This window comes from Microvirga massiliensis (genome assembly GCF_001006805.1).
GTDB lineage: Bacteria > Pseudomonadota > Alphaproteobacteria > Rhizobiales > Beijerinckiaceae > Microvirga > Microvirga massiliensis.
This window is the reverse complement of record NZ_LN811356.1, coordinates 241913-258381: the sequence shown is the minus strand read 5'-3', so window position 1 is coordinate 258381 and position 16469 is coordinate 241913. Positions and strand designations below refer to the sequence as shown.

The window sequence follows — 16469 nt, the reverse complement described above, 5'->3', positions numbered from 1 at the left end:
CTGTCCGACTTCGCGCGATATCCGTGATCTGACGTCCGGGCAATCTCCGGTGATGCGGGCGATCCTGACTCAATGGCTCATTTCACCCTTCGGGTTCGCTCGATGACGAAGTGAGACAGCAGGGTGCAGATCGCCACGAGCAGAACCGCGATGACCCCGAGGGCGGCGCCGGGTCCGCGCCCGGCCGCGGACTGCATGAAGACGTAGAGGCCGTATGCGAGCGGTGCATCGGAATTCGACTGCACGAGCATGAGAGTAGCGGAGAGCTCCACGGCTGCGGTCGCGAAGCTCGAGATGAAGCCGGCCAGGATGCCGCCCATCATCAGAGGGACGACGATCCGTCTCACGGTCCGCGTCTTCGTGGCGCCGAGATTTTCCGCAGCCTCCTCGAGAGACGTCGAGATCTGCTGCAGGGCGGCATAGCACGCACGGAGCGCATAGGGCAGACGCCGTATGGCCAAAGCGAGCACGATCATGATCCAGAGCGTCGCGAGGGGCCTCCCATCCGGCATCTGCACACCATAGAAAGTGCGGAGATACCCGATCCCGAGCACCACGCCCGGCACGGCAAGAGCTGCGCTAGCAGCCCAATCGAGCCACTCCCGGCCGAGGAGGCGCGTGCGCAGAACGAGATATGCGATCGCCGTTCCGAGCACCACGTCGATCCCGCCGGCGAGCGACGCATAGATCAGAGTATTCTTGATATAGACCGAACTGTCGCTGAACACGCGGGCGTAATGCGCAAGCGTGAACCCGTCGGGCAAGGGGCTGAACGACCAGATCGTCGCGAAAGACAGAAGCAGAAGTCCGATATGAGGCGCCAGCACGAGAGCGAGGATCAGGCCGACGACAAGATAGGCGACGGCAGTTTCCCAAGGGCGCATCGTCCTCTTGGTGAGCCCACCGCCGCCACGCTGCACCGTCGCGTAGTCGCGCCCTCTCATGGCCGCCGCAGAGGCCCACATCGCAAGGATGGAGACCACGATCAGGACGACCGCAATCACATAGCCCATCGGATCCGTGATTCCGATGGACGTGACGCGCAGATAGGCCTGCGGCGCCAGCATATCCTTCACGTTGAGGAGCAGCGGGGTGGCGAGGTCGTCGAAGACCTTAACGAAGACGAGGGAGGCGCCGGCGAAGTAGCCCGGGAGAGCGAGCGGAAAAACGATGCGGTGGAACAGGCGCAGGCCGGAGCAGCCCAGATTCTGCGCAGCCTCCTCCATCGAGCGGTCGATATTGCTCAGGGCCGCTGAGACATTAACGAGAATGAACGGGAAATAATGGACCGCCTGCACGAAGACGACGCCGTTCAACCCCTCCATGAATGGCACCTTGAAACCGAACCAGTCATCGAGGAGCAGGTTCACTGTGCCGTTACGACCGAAGAGCAGTTGCATGGCGATCGCGCCGACGAAAGGCGGCATGATCAGCGGCAGGAACCCGAGCGTCTGGATGAGAACCGATCCACGGAACTCGAACCGCGACGTGATGGTGGCGAGCGGAAGCGCGAAGATCGACGCGAGAACCACCGCCATCGCGGAGACGTAGAAGGAATTCCAGAACGACCGCACGAAGAGATCCGTGCGGACGAAATCCACGAAGTTGAGAAGCGTGAAGGCTCCGGTCCCCTTCTCGGTGAAAGCGACATAGATGACGGTGGCGACCGGGACGACGAGAAAGATCAGAAGGAAGAGAGCAATCATGCCAGCGGCCATCGCTTGGCCGGGCGAGACCTGCATCCGCATCACTGGACGAGACAGTGCAAGCGCCACGGGCGCCCTCCTCCGACTGAATGTTGGCGATGAGGGGCGGCAGGCAGCCGCCCCTCGACCTCACCGCGCGAGCTTCATCGCCTCTTCGGCTTTCGCCTGCGCCTGGGCATAGCGCTCCTTGGCGAAGCTCGCCCACTGGGCCTCTAGCTCGGCCTGGCGAGCTCCCTTCTCTTTCGCTCCCGTGAAGGCCCCGGCGATCTCCGGCGAGGAGGCCTGCGTCTCGTTCAGCGGCATCGCCGCGATGAGATCGCGAGCCTCCTTCACGAGAGTCCGCGCCTGAGCGTTGTCCTTCTTGGCCAGCGCCGCCTCCGCCTCGTGAACGGCCTTCGTGGCCTCCTTGAGGGAATCGAGCTGGAAAGTGACGAGTTGGTCGAACAGCGCATCGACGACGGCCGTGCGCTTTTCCGAGACATCGACATCGAACTTGACGCGAGCCCCGAGAGACGGGTCCTTGAACGGGTTCGGATAATCCGCCGGCGCCTTGGCGTAGACGGCCGGATTGATCGGGAGACGGCGGATGCTCGGCTCCAGGAGCACCTCCTGACCCTCTGGCGACAGGAGGAACTCGATGAAGGCTTCGGCCCCGGCCCTGTTGGGTGCATCGGCCACGATGGCAACGTTCGCCGGCACAATCGTCGTGACGCTCGGGTAGACGAACTTCACCGGAAAGCCCGAGGCCTGCGCCGAGAAGGCGAAGAAGTCGATCACGATGCCGTAGCCGACCTGACCGGAATTGACGGCATCGGGAACGCCGAACGAACGCTCGGTGATCTGGCGGAAATTGCCGCCCATCTCCTTGATGGTACGCCATCCCTGATCCCAACCCTCGCCTTGAAGAATGGTCTCGATGGTCAGGTGCGTGGTGCCCGAGCGTGCTGGAGCAGCGATCGCGACATGATCATAATAAGGAGCTTGCGCGAGATCGGACCAATCCTTCGGCTCCGGGAGCTTGTTGGCCTTCACGTAGCGCTCATTCCACATGACGCCGTAACCGGATGCCGCGAAGCCGAAATAGGTGCCGTCGCGGTCATTGATCGGGAAGGCTCCGATCTTTTCGGGAATTCCGGTTGCCTTGGGCTGATACTTCTGGAGAAGGGATTTTCCCTTGAGCACCTCGAACGCATCCGGCGCCGAAGCCCAGAACAAATCGGTTTGCGGGTTGGACTTGGTCTCTTCGATATACTTCACCCCGGCATTCGTGTTCCGGTTCTGGACCTCGAGCGTCGTGCCGGGATGAGCCTTCTCGAAAGCCTTCTTGAACGGATCCGTGACATCCTTCGAATACGACGTGACGATCGTGACCTTGCCTGATTGGGCTTGGGCGAAGCTCACGCCGGCGAGCAGCGTCGCGGCGGCGAGCGCCGCGAGTGCACCGAGTGGGCGAACCATGGTTTCCTCCGTGTTTAGTTTGACCCAAACACGTTAGGTGGCCCCGTCTGCGACGGCAATCCGCACGCGCCCTTGCCTTCGGCTCATCCACATGTCCGGTCCCTTGGTCTCCCGCATGGTCTTTGCAAGCCACCCGTTTGCCGGCTACGGTCACAAGGCAGCCAGACCCGGAAGCACCGCCTTCCGGGAAACCATATGATGGTGAACAGGGAGGAAACATTGATGATCAGAGCACTTCTGCTTGCGGCAGTCGGGGCGGGCTCCATCGCCTGGGCCCATACTCCGGCCCTTGCCGAGGCAGCCTGCACGAACCGTGGCCAGCTCGATGACATGTACTGCGATGCCGACGGTGATCTCGTAGCGGACGCGCCGGCCGATGCGTCACGCCATCGGGATCCGTCGGCCCTCGTCTTCGCCTACACGCCCGTGGAAGATCCGGCCGTCTACCAGAACATCTTCAAGCCCTTTACCGATTATCTCTCGACCTGCACGGGCAAGCGGGTGGTCTATTACCCGGTCCAGTCGAACTCCGCGGAGATCGAGGCGATGCGCTCGGGCCGCCTGCACGTTGCCGGATTCTCGACCGGGCCGACGGGCTTCGCCGTCAACATGGCGGGCGCGGTGCCTTTCGCGGCCAAAGGAACCGCGGAGCAGGTCCGAGGCTATCAGCTATTCATGATCGTCAAGAAGGACAGCCCCTATCAGAAGCTGGCCGACCTCAAGGGCAAGAAGGTTGCTCACACCTCGCCGTCCTCGAACTCCGGGAACCTCGCCCCGCAGGTGCTCTTCCCCGAGGAGGGGCTGAAGCCCGGTGAGGATTATCAGCCCGTCTTCTCCGGAGGGCACGACAAGTCGGTACTCGGCGTCGAGGCGGGCGATTACGATGCCGCTCCGGTAGCGTCCGACGTCTTCTCGCGGATGATCACGCGCGGCACCGTCAAGGCGGACGATTTCCGCGTGATCTACAAGAGCGAGGTGTTTCCGACCTCGTCCTTCGCCCACGCCCATGATCTGAAGCCGGAACTCGCCGAGAAGGTGAAGAAGTGCTTCTACGATTTCCGCTTCACACCGGAGATGACGAAGGAGTTCAACGGCGACGATCGCTTCTTCCCGATCACCTACAAGAAGGATTGGGCCGTCGTCCGGCGCGTCGCCGAGGAGTCCGGCACGCCATATAATAAGGCTGCCTACGAGAAGGAGGCTGCCCGCGAAGCGGAGGCGGCGCGCAAGAAGGCCGGCGAAGCGAAGAAGCCCTGATGAACGCGGGTACGCAAGTGGCCGCAGCGTCCATGGAGAGCGGGGTCGAGCCTCGCTCTCTTACCATCCGAAAGCTCCGCAAGGAGTATCGGCCAGGCGTTCCGGTCCTCAAGAACATCGATCTGGTCATTCCCGGGCAGGGCGTCACCGCGATCATCGGTCCCTCGGGCACGGGCAAGAGCACGCTCATCCGCTGCATCAATCGTCTCGTCGAACCAACGGCGGGCGAGATCCTGTTCCGTGGCAAGGATCTCGCAAAACTATCCGGTGGGGCGTTGCGCGATGCACGTCGTCGAATCGGGATGGTGTTTCAGGAGTACAATCTCGTCGAGCGTCTGACGGTCATGGAGAATCTCCTGTGCGGACGCCTCGGCTACGTGCCGGTGTGGCGGGCATGGCTCCGGCTCTTTCCACAGACCGATATCGACCGCGCGTTCGAGCTGCTGGATGCGGTTGGTCTATCCGGTTTCGCAACACGGCGGGCCGATGCCCTGTCGGGCGGGCAGCGTCAGCGCGTCGGAATCGCCCGAGCGATCATGCAGGACCCGGACCTGATCCTCGCGGATGAGCCGACATCCTCTCTCGATCCCAAGACTTCCGTTGAGATCATGGAGATTCTCGCGCGGCTCGCCGGCGAGCGCGACATACCGGTTGTCGTCAACATCCACAACGTCGAGCTCGCGAAGCGCTTCGCAGGGCGGATCATCGGCATGGCTGGCGGCGAGATCGTCTATGACGGATCGCCCGACGGGCTCGAGGACGCGCATCTGAAACGCATCTATGGCGGGGAGAGCTGGCTGGAATGAGCAACACCCCGCACGCAGCCCGACGCCCGTTCGAGTCCAACTGGGCGGCGCGGATCGGCTGGCTTCTCCTTGCGGCCTATGTCGTCTACGCGGGCTCGCGCCTCGGCTTCACCTGGGAGCGCTTCGTCGTCGGTCTCGACCACGGCGGCCGTTTGCTGAGCCGGATGTTCCCGCCGACCTTCGAGCGTTGGCAGCTCCTCGTCGACGGAATCGTGGAAAGCCTCCAGATCGCCGTGATCGCAACCTTCTTCGGCGTGATCCTCTCACTGCCGATCGGCTTCCTGGCAGCGCGCAATCTCATGCCGCCCTGGGTGACCTGGCCGACGCGCCTGTTCATCGCCCTGTGCCGCTCCTTTCATCCGATCATCGTCGCGATCCTGTTCGTGAAAGCCATCGGATTCGGCGCGCTCGCTGGGGTCATGGCTTTGATAGTCGGCTCGATCGGATTCATCTCGAAGCTCTTCGCAGAAGCGATCGAGGAAATCTCACTGAAGCAGGTGGAAGCCGTGCGAGCGACGGGTGCCGGTTTTCTCGGCATCCTCATCATGGGCGTGCAGCCGCAGGTGCTCCCGCGCTTCATCGGCTTCTCGACCTACCAGCTCGACTCGAATCTCAGGAACTCCACGATGGTCGGCATCGTCGGTGGCGGCGGGATCGGAGCGACCCTGTTCACCGCCTATCAGCGCTTCGACTACGACTTCGTGCTCGCGATCCTGATCGTGATCGTTGCCATCATCATGCTGGCCGAGATCGTGTCCGGCTGGGCCCGTAAGGTCTTCCAGTGAGCACCGTCGCTCTTCGCCTCGACCGCCAGTGGCGTCGCTATACGCCGCTCCAGCGCCTGGCGCGCTACGGTTTCTATCTCTTCACCGCAGTCGCCGTCATCGTGTCGCTCCGGACGATCGAGATCATCCCGGAGTTCCTCTACGATGCGCCCGAGCAGGTTGCAGATCTGTTCGGGCGCATGTGGCCCCTGGATCTGGACTATTTCCGCCCCACGCTCGACGCACTGATCGAGACGTTCCACATCGCGACTCTCGGGACGATCCTCGCGCTCGCGATGGCGCTTCCGGTCGGCCTCATGGCAGCCCGCAATGTCACCCCCAATGCCGGCTTGAACCTCTTCGCGAAGTTCATCTTCGTGACGTCGCGCTCGGTGAATTCGCTCATCTGGGCGTTGCTCTTCGTGGCCGTTTTCGGCCCCGGACCGCTGGCGGGAACGCTCGCCATCGCGTTCCGCTCGATCGGGTTCACGGGGAAGCTCTTCGCCGAGGCGCTCGAGGAAGCCAATCGCGGGTCGATCGAGGCCCTGACCGCGGCGGGGGCGCCTCGGATGTCGACGATTATTCTGGGATACTGGCCGCAGGTCCGTCCGAGCTTCTGGTCAATCGCCCTCTTCCGGTGGGACATCAACATCCGCGAGTCGGCGATCCTCGGCCTGGTCGGTGCCGGCGGCATCGGCGTCGCTCTCGATACCGCCTTGAACCTGCTCTACTGGGACCAGGTCGCGGTCGTGCTCCTCACGATCTTCGCAGTGGTCCTCGTCACCGAAGCGGTGGTCACTTATATTCGAGGGCGGGTGATCTGATCTCGGCGAGACTTGCGGCAGGAATTCCGGTGAATGCCCGCCAGTGGTCAGGTCTGCATTCAGTGGCGGACCGACCATCGCTTCGAATCGGGAGATTGACCGATCAGGGCAAGCCCTAAGGCGATCGACTCGAACTGATCAGCGGAGGTGATCCTCTCCGCGCCGAAACGATCCACAAAAAGGCGCTGCACGGCCGGGACGAACGATGTGCCGCCGGTCAGAAAGATCCGGTCGATGTCACCGGCTGCGACAGCTGCGGTCTCCAGCGCCTCGTCGAGTGTTGTAGCGAGGCGCGCAATGTCGCCGGCGATCCATGACTCGAACTCCTTGCGGGTGATGGTTGCCGCGATCTCGACCCCCTCCCCCTCGAACCGGAACTCGACCTCGGGCTGCATCGAGAGCGCCAACTTCGCGCTCGAGACGGCGCGATACAGCGCAAAGCCGAGATCATATTCGATGATGTCGATGAATTTGCGGAGGGGCTCGGGAGCGAGCGCAACCCGCACGAGTGCATGCAACTCCTTCAGGTCCCCACTGCCCTTCATCATCGCGAGCTGATTCCAGCGAGCAAAATTCGCATAGTAATGGTTTGGAATCGTCAGCACCTTGTCGAGCGAGCGGTACCGGCCGCCCTTGCCGAGGCGTGGCGACACGACGTGATCGACGATCCGGTAGTCGAAAGCATCTCCGGCAATCCCGATCCCGGCCTGTCCGAGCGGTTCGGCGCGGACCTGCCCGCCGGACCGGGTGAACCGCAGGATCGAGAAATCGCTCGTACCACCGCCGAAATCCGCGACCAGCACCGTCGCGTCGCGATCGAGCTGACATGCGTAGAAGAACGCCGCTCCGACGGGCTCGTAGACATATGACGCATCCTGGACGCCCAGCCGGGAAAACGCCGCGCGATACCGCTCCATGGCGAGTTGTTCGTCCGGCTTGTTCCCTGCGAAGCGCACAGGCCGGCCGATCACGATCTTGCCGGTCGAAAGATCCAAGCTCCGGCTGGCATGCCGCGTGAGAGTTCTCAGGAAGGCTGCCAGCAGATCCTCGAACCGATAGCGTTCACGGAAAATCCGGGTTTCCTGAAAGCTGGCACTGGCTGCGAAAGTCTTGAAAGACTGGATGAAGCGATGCGCCGAGCGGCCATCGAGAAACTGGTCCACCGCCCAAGGACCGCCCTCTACGAGCGTGCGCCGTGACGCGCCATGGCGCTCATCCCAGAAGCACAGCGCCGTTACGTAAACCTGCAGCGCAGTTCCGTGGTGGTCGAAGACGATCGCCTCTGCAGGGCCGTCGGGCCCTGCGATAGCCACTACCGTGTTGCTCGTGCCAAAATCGATTCCAATGGAGAGTTCGGCGGGAGATTGCGGCGGCATGGCGGGCTCGAAGAGTACAGCGGCGAGCCGCCGCCATTAACCGAACGAGCCGCCACGCGCCAGTCTCGTCTCGTGTGCAGGCAATCGGACCAGTCTCGTCTCGTGTGCAGGCAATCGGAACTGTGCGGGATGCACGATGTATATGCGATTTCGCCTCGCATCTAATGTAAGTCAAGACGCAGAATGGGCCGCGTCTCGACGAATTCTCTATTCCGAAATGAGTTATCGTCAACGCCGGTTCGGATCGCCTGCTTCGCGGAGGCTATCCTTCACGCCGCCGACGGCGTTCTGAATCTTGCCCTCAGCCTGATCCATCTTTCCCTCGGCCTGCATTTTGCTATCGCCTATCATACCTCCAAAGAAGCTCTTCAGGCGGCCCATCAGCGTCTTCGAGGAACCTTCGATACGATCATGGTCCATGTTTACTTCCTCCTGAACGTGAAGATCGATGCTCAAGCGAGCTCGACGAAGTCTCGGGCTTAGTGATTGCACGGGGTACGTGCATGAGCCCGACGGCTAATGTGTCCGCAGTGCTCATCGTTCCGAGCCATCTTGTGCTGAAAACGCAGTTCTCGCCGAAACCGTTCCGATATCGGCATCGACATACCGGTCTCGGCATGCGCAACTGGATTGCTTCGCTTCGCGCGCAATGACGGAGAGGGGATGTCAACTCCACCCTGTCATTGCGGGCCGGAGACGGGGCAATCCACCGGCGCGACCCAGCGGGAAGGCTCTAAACTCAGCGCAAGCCCGGAGATTGACATCCGGACTTGGTGCCCGCATATCACACCCGTGGCGCCCGTGTCCGAGACCGGATTCGTGAGCGAGGCGGCGTGACGGCCGAGACTGGTCCAGCCTTCATCTTCAAGCGCCCACTACCCTGACAGCCCTGTTCACGCGGGTGGTCTCCCGGAGCCGTCGCCCGAGAGCGCGGTTCTTCACATCTGCCCGAAAGACAGATTCCTTGACGACATTTTCCGATTTCGGCCTCGTGGCGCCCCTTCAGAAGGCGCTCGCGACCGAAGGCTATACCACTCCGACTCCCATTCAGATCAAGGCGATCCCGGACGCGATGGCGGGCCGTGATCTCCTCGGGATCGCCCAGACCGGCACCGGCAAGACGGCGGCCTTTGCGCTTCCCATTCTCCATCGCCTCGCTCAGGCGCCGGCGCCACGTCAGCCGAAGCGTTGCCGCGTCCTCGTCCTGAGCCCCACGCGCGAGCTCGCGAGCCAAATCGCGGATAGCTTCTGCGCCTATGGGCGCAATCTGCGCCTTACCACTACGGTCGTCTTCGGCGGCGTGCCGATCGGCCGGCAGGAACGTGCGCTCGCGTCCGGCGTCGATATCCTCGTCGCCACGCCGGGCCGACTTCTCGATCTCGTCGATCGTCGGTCCCTCGATCTGCGCGAGCTCGAGATCCTTGTCCTCGACGAAGCCGACCAGATGCTGGATCTGGGCTTCATTCACGATTTGAAGCGCATCGTGCGGCTGATCCCGGCGAAGCGCCAGAGCCTCTTCTTCTCGGCCACGATGCCGAAGAGCATCGCAGCCCTTGCGGACGAGTACCTTACGGATCCCGTCAAGGTCGCAGTGACACCCGTCGCCACGACGGCCGAGCGCGTCGACCAGCACGTCCTGTTCGTGCCGACCGCCCGCAAGCAGGCACTGCTCCAGGCCGTCCTGCAGGATCCTGCCATCGAGCGCACGCTCGTGTTCACCCGCACGAAGCACGGCGCGGACCGGGTGGTCCGCCACCTTCTCGCAGCCGGCATCGAGGCTGCCGCGATCCACGGCAACAAGTCTCAGAACCAGCGCGAGCGAGCCCTGAGCGCGTTCCGCGACGGCGGTTGCCGCGTTCTCGTCGCAACGGACATCGCGGCCCGCGGAATTGACGTCGAGGGCGTGACCCACGTCATCAATTTCGAGCTCCCGAATGTTCCCGAATCCTACGTCCACCGGATCGGCCGGACGGCCCGCGCCGGGGCGGCCGGCATCGCGATCTCGTTCTGCAACGACGAGGAGCGCGCCTATCTACGCGACATCGAGAAGCTCACCCGGCTGAAGGTTCCGGTCATGCCGGCTCCCGCGGGATTGGATCTCGTGGCTGTCGAGCCGCAGCAGGGCAATCCCTCTGTGGAGCGTGAGCCGCGACGCGACGCGCGCCGGCCACAGCAGCCTCAGAAGCAGCAGTCCAAAAGGCAGCTATCCGCCAGGCACAACGAGGCTCCACAGCAGAGACAGTCCCGCGATGGGCGGCACAAGGCGAATGGCGGCCATCGCAACGACAGCCATGCGTCGCGTGGAGAGGCCCACCCCGCGATGAAGCGAGGCGCAGCGCAGCGGAGCGACAGAGGCGGCCACGCGGAGAATGGCGGGAACTCGATCGCCTGGCTGGCCCGCTCGCGCTGAATCGACGACATTCTCTGCCTTGGGCCGCGGAGCAGTCGCCTGCTCCGCGGCCTAATTGCGTCGGGCGTATGAGCGCGTATGAGTGAGGTCTGTTCCGGATGGCCATCCCGCCATCTCCGCCCGCTTGCGACTGGCTCGGAGACGGCGAATGGCGGCTCCTCGACCCGTGGGTGATTTATGGCCGAACCTGTCCTGCGACGCGCAATCGGCGTCATGAGCGGCACGTCCATGGACGGCATCGACGTCGCCATCGTCGAGACCGATGGCGATCAGCGGGTCTCCACGGGCTCGGGCCGCATGTTCGAATATCCGGCGTCGCTCCGGCGCGAACTGCTCGACCTGATCACCGAGCCCACCCGGGCGCAGTCCGATCCGCTCCAGGACCTCGAGGAGGCTGTCACGGACGCGCATATCGGCGCGATCCGGGATTTTATGGAAGCCGTATCGATAGTGCCCCAGGATATCGACGTCATCGGCCTGCACGGCCAGACCGTCTTTCACCGGCCCCGGCAGCGCTTCACGCGCCAGCTCGGGCTCGGCGCACGCGTCGCGGCGCAACTCGGCATCGACACGGTGAACCGGTTCCGCCACGCGGATGTCGCCTCCGGGGGCGAAGGCGCTCCCTTGGTCCCGCTGTTTCATCGCGCCCTCGCCTCCGGGCTCCCGCAGCCCCTGATGGTGCTCAATCTCGGAGGAGTTGCGAACGTCACCTACATCGACGGCGATACGGTTATATCCTTCGACACCGGCCCCGCCAGCGCCCTCATCGATGATTTCGTCCTGCGCCGATGCGGCGTTCCGTTCGACAGGGACGGCCGCCTCGCCGCCTCGGGACAGGCCGATGAGGCGCTTGCGGCCGCCTTTCTCGAGCACCCGTTCTTCGAGCGCCCTGCCCCGAAATCGCTCGACCGGCAGGACTTCCAGGCCTGGGCGAAGGCCGTCGAGGCGCTTTCGGACGCCGATGGCGCGGCAACGCTTGCCGAGTTCACGATCCGCTCGATCGTGGCTGCCCTCCGGAATGTGCCGCACGCGCCGCAACGATGGCTCGTGACCGGCGGCGGACGTCACAATCAACATCTCATGAAGCGGCTGCGCGAGAGCTTGGCGGTGCCGGTCGATCCTGTCGAAGATGTCGGCTGGGATGGTGATTTCCTTGAAGCGCAGGCCTTCGGCTATCTTGCAGTCCGGTCGCTTCGGGGCCTTCCCCTTAGCCTTCCCACCACAACCGGCGTGCCGCACCCGATGCCCGGCGGCGAGCTTCACCGGGCTGCATAAATCCTTTCCCCGAGCGCTGGATGCGCCGGGCGCGGGCCAGGACCGAGGCCGGCGCGGTTGTTGTCGTCCTGGCGGGATCTATATTCTGGCCAGCAATACGGAACACCATGGCGACCGAAGCCAAGAGCACGCGTTACGAGGATCTCGATTCCTGGCCGAGCCTCGAAGTAGTCAAGGCGCTTTACGAGGGACAACTCGCGGCAGCAGCGGCTGTAGGGCCCGCTCTGCCCGAGATTGCTGCAGCAGCCGACGCCGCAGCAGATCGCCTGCGAAAGGGAGGGCGACTCGTTTATGTCGGTGCCGGCACCTCCGGCCGGATCGGAGTCCAGGACGGCGCCGAGCTCATGCCCACCTTCAACTGGCCCAATGACAGAGTCGTGTTCATCATCGCGGGTGGTGAAGGAGCGCTCTTGCGCGCAGTCGAGAATGCGGAGGACTCCGTTGCGGATGCGGCCGAACAGATTTCGAAAGCCGGAATCACCGCAGGGGATGTAGTCATCGGTGTCGCTGCCAGCGGAAGCACTCCATTCACGGTCACCGCCATCGCGGAAGCGACCCGCCGCGGCGCGATGACGATCAGTGTCGCGAACAATCGCGACGCGCCCTTGTTCGACGTTTGTACGAATCCCATCCTCGTCGAGACCGGTTCGGAGGTGATTGCAGGCTCGACCCGCATGAAGGCCGGGACGGCGCAGAAGATCGTCCTGAACCTGCTCTCCAGTCTCGTGATGATCCGCCTTGGGCGCGTCTATCGCGGGCTCATGGTGCACATGCGGGCCACCAACGCGAAACTCAGACGGCGTGCGGAGCTGATGGTCGCGCAGATCACGGGCTGCGACGAAAGAACCGCCATCCAGGCGCTCGCTCAGGCAGAGGGTGACGTGAAGATCGCGGCGCTGATCGTCTTCGGAGTCGACCGGCCCTACGCGGCGGACATCCTCGCGCGAAACGGCGACGATCTCCGACACGCTCTCGCGGACATCGCGGGCAGACCGGCGCCTGCTCGCGCGGACGCGAGCTGAGTTCCGGCGATCATGGCTTCGCGAACGTCGATGGCAGTCGAGATCCGGGAGGCGCCGGAAGCGGCCGCCCGGTTCCTCCGCTCCGGTGCCTTCCTGGATATCGCAGGCCGGATCGGCAACCGTTCCTTTCCTTTCGTGGTGGTCTGCGGCCGCGGCAGTTCCGGACATGCCGGCGTCTATCTCCGCTACCTCGTCGAGACGCGGCTCGGCCTCATCGTCTCGGCCTCTGCGCCCTCGGTAGTGACGAGCTACCGGAGCGTCCCGAAGATGAATGACGCTCTCTTCATCGTCGTCTCTCAATCGGGGCGCAGTCCCGATCTCCTCGCAGCCACCCGGGCCGCACGGGCGGGAGGCGCTGTGTCGCTCGCGATCGTAAACGACCCCGCATCGCCGGTCGCCGAGGCAGCCGAGCTCGTCCTGCCCCTCGAGGCTGGGCCGGAACACGCGGTAGCCGCGACGAAAACGGTGGTGAATTCCTGCTTGGCCTGTGCGGCGCTGGTTGCGGCATGGTCCGGCGACGAGGAACTCCTCGGGGCCGTCCGGCGCGTTCCGGAACGCCTCGAACGCGCCCAGAGCCTCGACTGGTCCGCTTGGATGGCCCAGCTCACGCCTGGGACGACTCCCTTTGTGACGGGGCGCGGGACCGGTTTCGGTCCGATCCGCGAGATCGCCCTGAAGATATCGGAGACGCTCCGCCTTCCGGCCTTGTCCTACAGCGCAGCCGAGCTTCGGCATGGCCCACGCGCGGCACTCGGCCCGTCCACCCCGCTGCTGGCCCTGCGCCAGCACGACGAGGTTGCCGGCAGCGTCGATGATCTCATAGCCGAGCTCTCGGGGCAGCGCGTGCCCATAGAGGTCTGCGGCGGTCCGCACGGAACCCTGCCATGGCTCTCCGACGACCACCCGGCTCTCGATCCGGTGGTGATGCTCGTCCCGGCCTATCGGGCGATCGAGCGCGAGGCTCGCGCCCGGGGGTTCGACCCGGATTCTCCACCGAGCCTCACGAAGGTCACGGAGACACTCTGATGAGCCGGTCCCCGGTCGCGATCCGGGCGGATCGTGTGTTCGACGGCGAGAGAATGCGCGAACGAGCGACGGTCGTCCTCGAAAACGGCCTGGTTCGGGAGCTCTGCGCAAGCCTGGATCTCGCCTGCGAAACGCTCGACCTCGGCCCCGGGAGCCTGCTCGCCCCCGGATTCATCGACGTCCAGGTGAATGGTGGCGGCGGCGTTCTCTTCAATGACGAGCCTTCGGTTTCCGGCCTGCGGACCATCGCGGAAGCGCACCGGCGGTTCGGCACGACGGGACTTCTTCCCACCCTCATCAGCGACCGGCGTGAGATGATCGCACGAGCGATCGCCGCCGTTCGCGAAGCCCTCGAGGCGCGCGTCCCGGGCATCCTCGGCATCCACCTCGAGGGACCATTCATCAATCCGCGCCGGAAAGGCGCCCATCCGGCCGGATGCATCGTCGAGATCACGGAGGGAGACATCGATCTCCTCGCCTCGCTCGGCCCTGCCGGCACGACGCTCGTGACACTGGCGCCAGAATGCGTGCCCCCGGGCACGATCCGCGAATTGACGCGCCGCGGGATTCATGTGTGTGCGGGACATACGGAGGCTGGCCCCGACGAGCTCAGCGCGGCTTTTGAAGAGGGCCTCGCCGGCTTCACGCATCTTTACAACGCCATGGCGCCTCTCGCCGGACGCGCTCCGGGCACCGTCGGCGTCGCCTTGGTAGAGGATCAGGGCTTCGCAGGGATCATCACCGACGGATTCCACGTGGCACCGATCTCGGTGCGGCTCGCGTGGAAGGTCATGGGTCCGGCCCGGATGATGCTGGTGACGGACGCCATGTCGCCGGTGGGCACCAATGTCGAGGGCTTTGACCTCCTCGGAGCACGGGTCCGGGTCGCCGATGGTCGCTGCACGCTGGCCGACGGGACGCTCGCCGGGTCGGCGCTCGATATGGCGGCGGCGGTCCGGAACTGCACGAGCTTCGGAATTCCGCTCGAGGATGCGCTCGCGATGGCCTCCGGCACGCCTGCGCGTTTCCTCTCGCGGCCGGACCTCGGCCGCATCGCGCCCAGTGCGTGCGCAGACCTCGTCGCGCTCGACGCAAATGGCTCTGCCACACATACTTGGATTGCCGGCGAACTGGCACGCGCCTGAAGCGAGAAGTGCCTTGAGCGCAGTGAGGAAGGCTCGTGCGGGAGAGCGTCAGCTCGCCTGCCGCTCGAAGACCACCACGGCCGGAGCGTAATCCAGGGGCGGCATCCCCTCGAGGGCGACGTCGAGAGGTCGCGTGCTTTCCGGCAGGGTCGGCACGTCGATCAGGATCGTCTTGCAGCCGATCCGACGCGCGAGATCCTGCGCGGCGCCCAGCACAGCGCCGTTCACCAAGGCTCCGGGCAGGCGCCCCACGATCAGGTCGGCGATGCGCAGGCATGCGCCGCGGCGGAAATCCCGCTCGACGGAGTATGTGAAAACGGCATGGAGGATCCCGCGGTTGTCCCGGACGGCGATCATTCCGCCGTGGTCGGGCTTGCGCCGCGCAATTCTCCGGGCATGAGCAAGCCACGCGTCCAGCGTCACCGCGGGATCGAACATCTGCACGAGCGGATAGGCGAGTCGCGCCTGAGCCGGCGGCAGGGGGGCGGCATTGAAAAGATCTTGCATGGCCGACCTTCGTAATGTTCCGTACTTCGCAGATCTGCCGTTCTGCGACATTGATGCAGGTCAACCATGCACGAGCGACAAGCCTGACAGGTGGGACTTGTGCTAGGTGATATGGAACCGAAAGAGGCTTGACCGTGGCTCAAGCAGCGACCACCAGCACTCCACCGACGTCCCCTGTCGTTCCGGGAATGGCCTGTCAGCACGGACGGGCGGCCTGTGCCGATTGCAAGGTACGGCTCCTGAGCGTGTGCGCGGCCCTCAACGAGCAGGAACTCGCGGAGATCGAATCCCTGAGCCAGTCTTGCTGCTTCGCACCCCGCTCGGCTCTGTTCTCACAGGAGCAGCCCGCCGATGCCGTATTCAATGTCACGGAAGGCATGGTGCGCCTCTACAAGCTGCTCCCGGACGGCCGCCGTCAGATCGTCGGCTTTGCCTTGCCGGGAGATTTCCTGGGTCTCGCGCTGCTCGACCGCTACGGCGTCTCCGCCGAGGCGGTGACGGAAACCCGTGCTTGCCGGTTTCCACGCAAGACTTTCGCCGAATACGTAGACGAGAAGCCGCATCTCCTGCGCCGGCTGCACGAGTTCGCGGGACACGAACTCAGCCTCGCTCAGGACCAGATGGTTCTGTTGGGGCGGCGTTCCGCCGAGGAACGCATCGCAGCCTTCTTGGTCGGGTTGCGTGAGCGGCTCGCCCGTATAGGCCAGAGTTCCGTCACCCTTTCGCTCCCTATGAGCCGGCAGGACATCGCGGATTTCCTCGGCCTCACGATCGAGACGGTCAGCCGCACCTTCACCAAGCTCGCCAAGGACAAAGTCCTGCTCGTGGTACCGGATGGAGCCCGGATCATGAATCCGGAGCGCCTCGAGGCGATTGCGCGCGGCTGACGGCGC

The 16469-nt window shown here is 64.2% G+C and carries 15 protein-coding genes; 10 read left to right on the top strand and 5 right to left on the bottom strand.

The window, feature by feature from the left end; all coding sequences use genetic code 11:
* Nucleotides 1-77: 77 nt before the first annotated feature.
* Together BN1233_RS21625 and BN1233_RS21620 are read right to left on the bottom strand one after the other, a co-directional pair.
* Complete coding sequence (locus BN1233_RS21625; protein ID WP_147707434.1) at nucleotides 78-1748, bottom strand: ABC transporter permease; 1671 nt, start codon at nucleotides 1746-1748, stop codon at nucleotides 78-80.
* An 87-nt stretch (nucleotides 1749-1835) separates the two neighbouring features.
* Nucleotides 1836-3164 carry an ABC transporter substrate-binding protein gene (locus BN1233_RS21620; RefSeq protein ID WP_046865675.1) on the bottom strand — a complete coding sequence of 443 codons (1329 nt, stop codon included), beginning with the start codon at nucleotides 3162-3164 and terminating at the stop codon, nucleotides 1836-1838.
* A gap of 222 nt (nucleotides 3165-3386) precedes the next feature.
* On the opposite strand from BN1233_RS21620, the gene phnD reads away from it, so the two are divergent.
* The 4 genes from phnD to phnE (BN1233_RS21600) are packed head-to-tail and all read left to right on the top strand — an operon-like array spanning nucleotide 3387 to nucleotide 6815.
* A complete protein-coding gene (phnD, locus tag BN1233_RS21615) occupies nucleotides 3387-4421 on the top strand; it encodes a phosphate/phosphite/phosphonate ABC transporter substrate-binding protein (RefSeq protein WP_082145572.1) in 1035 nt (344 codons plus the stop codon).
* Nucleotides 4421-5227 (top strand): phosphonate ABC transporter ATP-binding protein, encoded by an 807-nt coding sequence (gene phnC, locus BN1233_RS21610; protein ID WP_046865674.1) that lies wholly within the window; start codon nucleotides 4421-4423, stop codon nucleotides 5225-5227. Before phnD ends, phnC begins: the two co-directional genes overlap by 1 nt.
* Nucleotides 5224-6012, top strand: a complete 789-nt coding sequence (gene phnE, locus BN1233_RS21605; RefSeq protein WP_046865673.1) for a phosphonate ABC transporter, permease protein PhnE — start codon at nucleotides 5224-5226, stop codon at nucleotides 6010-6012. Before phnC ends, phnE (BN1233_RS21605) begins: the two co-directional genes overlap by 4 nt.
* The gene (phnE, locus tag BN1233_RS21600) at nucleotides 6009-6815 is read left to right on the top strand and encodes a phosphonate ABC transporter, permease protein PhnE (protein WP_046865672.1); all 807 of its coding nucleotides are present in this window, start codon (nucleotides 6009-6011) and stop codon (nucleotides 6813-6815) included. The genes phnE (BN1233_RS21605) and phnE (BN1233_RS21600) overlap by 4 nt, the downstream gene beginning before the upstream one ends.
* 59 nt (nucleotides 6816-6874) lie before the next feature.
* Here phnE (BN1233_RS21600) and BN1233_RS21595 read toward each other — a convergent pair whose 3' ends face one another.
* Both BN1233_RS21595 and BN1233_RS44820 read right to left on the bottom strand, forming a co-directional pair.
* On the bottom strand, nucleotides 6875-8191 hold the full coding sequence (locus BN1233_RS21595; RefSeq protein ID WP_046865671.1) for an Hsp70 family protein: 1317 nt from the start codon (nucleotides 8189-8191) through the stop codon (nucleotides 6875-6877).
* Nucleotides 8192-8419: 228 nt separating this feature from the next.
* Nucleotides 8420-8647 carry a CsbD family protein gene (locus tag BN1233_RS44820; RefSeq protein WP_342341660.1) on the bottom strand — a complete coding sequence of 76 codons (228 nt, stop codon included), beginning with the start codon at nucleotides 8645-8647 and terminating at the stop codon, nucleotides 8420-8422.
* Nucleotides 8648-9155: 508 nt separating this feature from the next.
* On the opposite strand from BN1233_RS44820, the gene BN1233_RS21585 reads away from it, so the two are divergent.
* The 5 genes from BN1233_RS21585 (at nucleotide 9156) to nagA (ending at nucleotide 15069) form a co-directional block, all read left to right on the top strand.
* Nucleotides 9156-10601 carry a DEAD/DEAH box helicase gene (locus tag BN1233_RS21585; RefSeq protein WP_046865669.1) on the top strand — a complete coding sequence of 482 codons (1446 nt, stop codon included), beginning with the start codon at nucleotides 9156-9158 and terminating at the stop codon, nucleotides 10599-10601.
* A gap of 177 nt (nucleotides 10602-10778) precedes the next feature.
* Nucleotides 10779-11876 (top strand): anhydro-N-acetylmuramic acid kinase, encoded by a 1098-nt coding sequence (locus BN1233_RS21580; protein WP_046865668.1) that lies wholly within the window; start codon nucleotides 10779-10781, stop codon nucleotides 11874-11876.
* Nucleotides 11877-11983: 107 nt separating this feature from the next.
* Nucleotides 11984-12898 (top strand): N-acetylmuramic acid 6-phosphate etherase, encoded by a 915-nt coding sequence (locus BN1233_RS21575; protein WP_046865667.1) that lies wholly within the window; start codon nucleotides 11984-11986, stop codon nucleotides 12896-12898.
* A gap of 12 nt (nucleotides 12899-12910) precedes the next feature.
* Nucleotides 12911-13924: an SIS domain-containing protein gene (locus BN1233_RS21570; RefSeq protein ID WP_046865666.1), complete on the top strand. Its 1014-nt coding sequence runs from the start codon at nucleotides 12911-12913 to the stop codon at nucleotides 13922-13924.
* Nucleotides 13924-15069 (top strand): N-acetylglucosamine-6-phosphate deacetylase, encoded by a 1146-nt coding sequence (gene nagA, locus BN1233_RS21565; protein WP_046865665.1) that lies wholly within the window; start codon nucleotides 13924-13926, stop codon nucleotides 15067-15069. Before BN1233_RS21570 ends, nagA begins: the two co-directional genes overlap by 1 nt.
* A 48-nt stretch (nucleotides 15070-15117) precedes the next feature.
* Here nagA and BN1233_RS21560 read toward each other — a convergent pair whose 3' ends face one another.
* On the bottom strand, nucleotides 15118-15576 hold the full coding sequence (locus BN1233_RS21560; RefSeq protein WP_048708556.1) for a hypothetical protein: 459 nt from the start codon (nucleotides 15574-15576) through the stop codon (nucleotides 15118-15120).
* 188 nt (nucleotides 15577-15764) lie between these two features.
* Here BN1233_RS21560 and BN1233_RS21555 point away from each other — a divergent pair, with 188 nt between their 5' ends.
* Entirely contained in the window at nucleotides 15765-16463 is a 699-nt protein-coding gene (locus BN1233_RS21555; protein ID WP_046865664.1) for a cyclic nucleotide-binding domain-containing protein, read from the top strand.
* Nucleotides 16464-16469 lie beyond the last annotated feature (6 nt).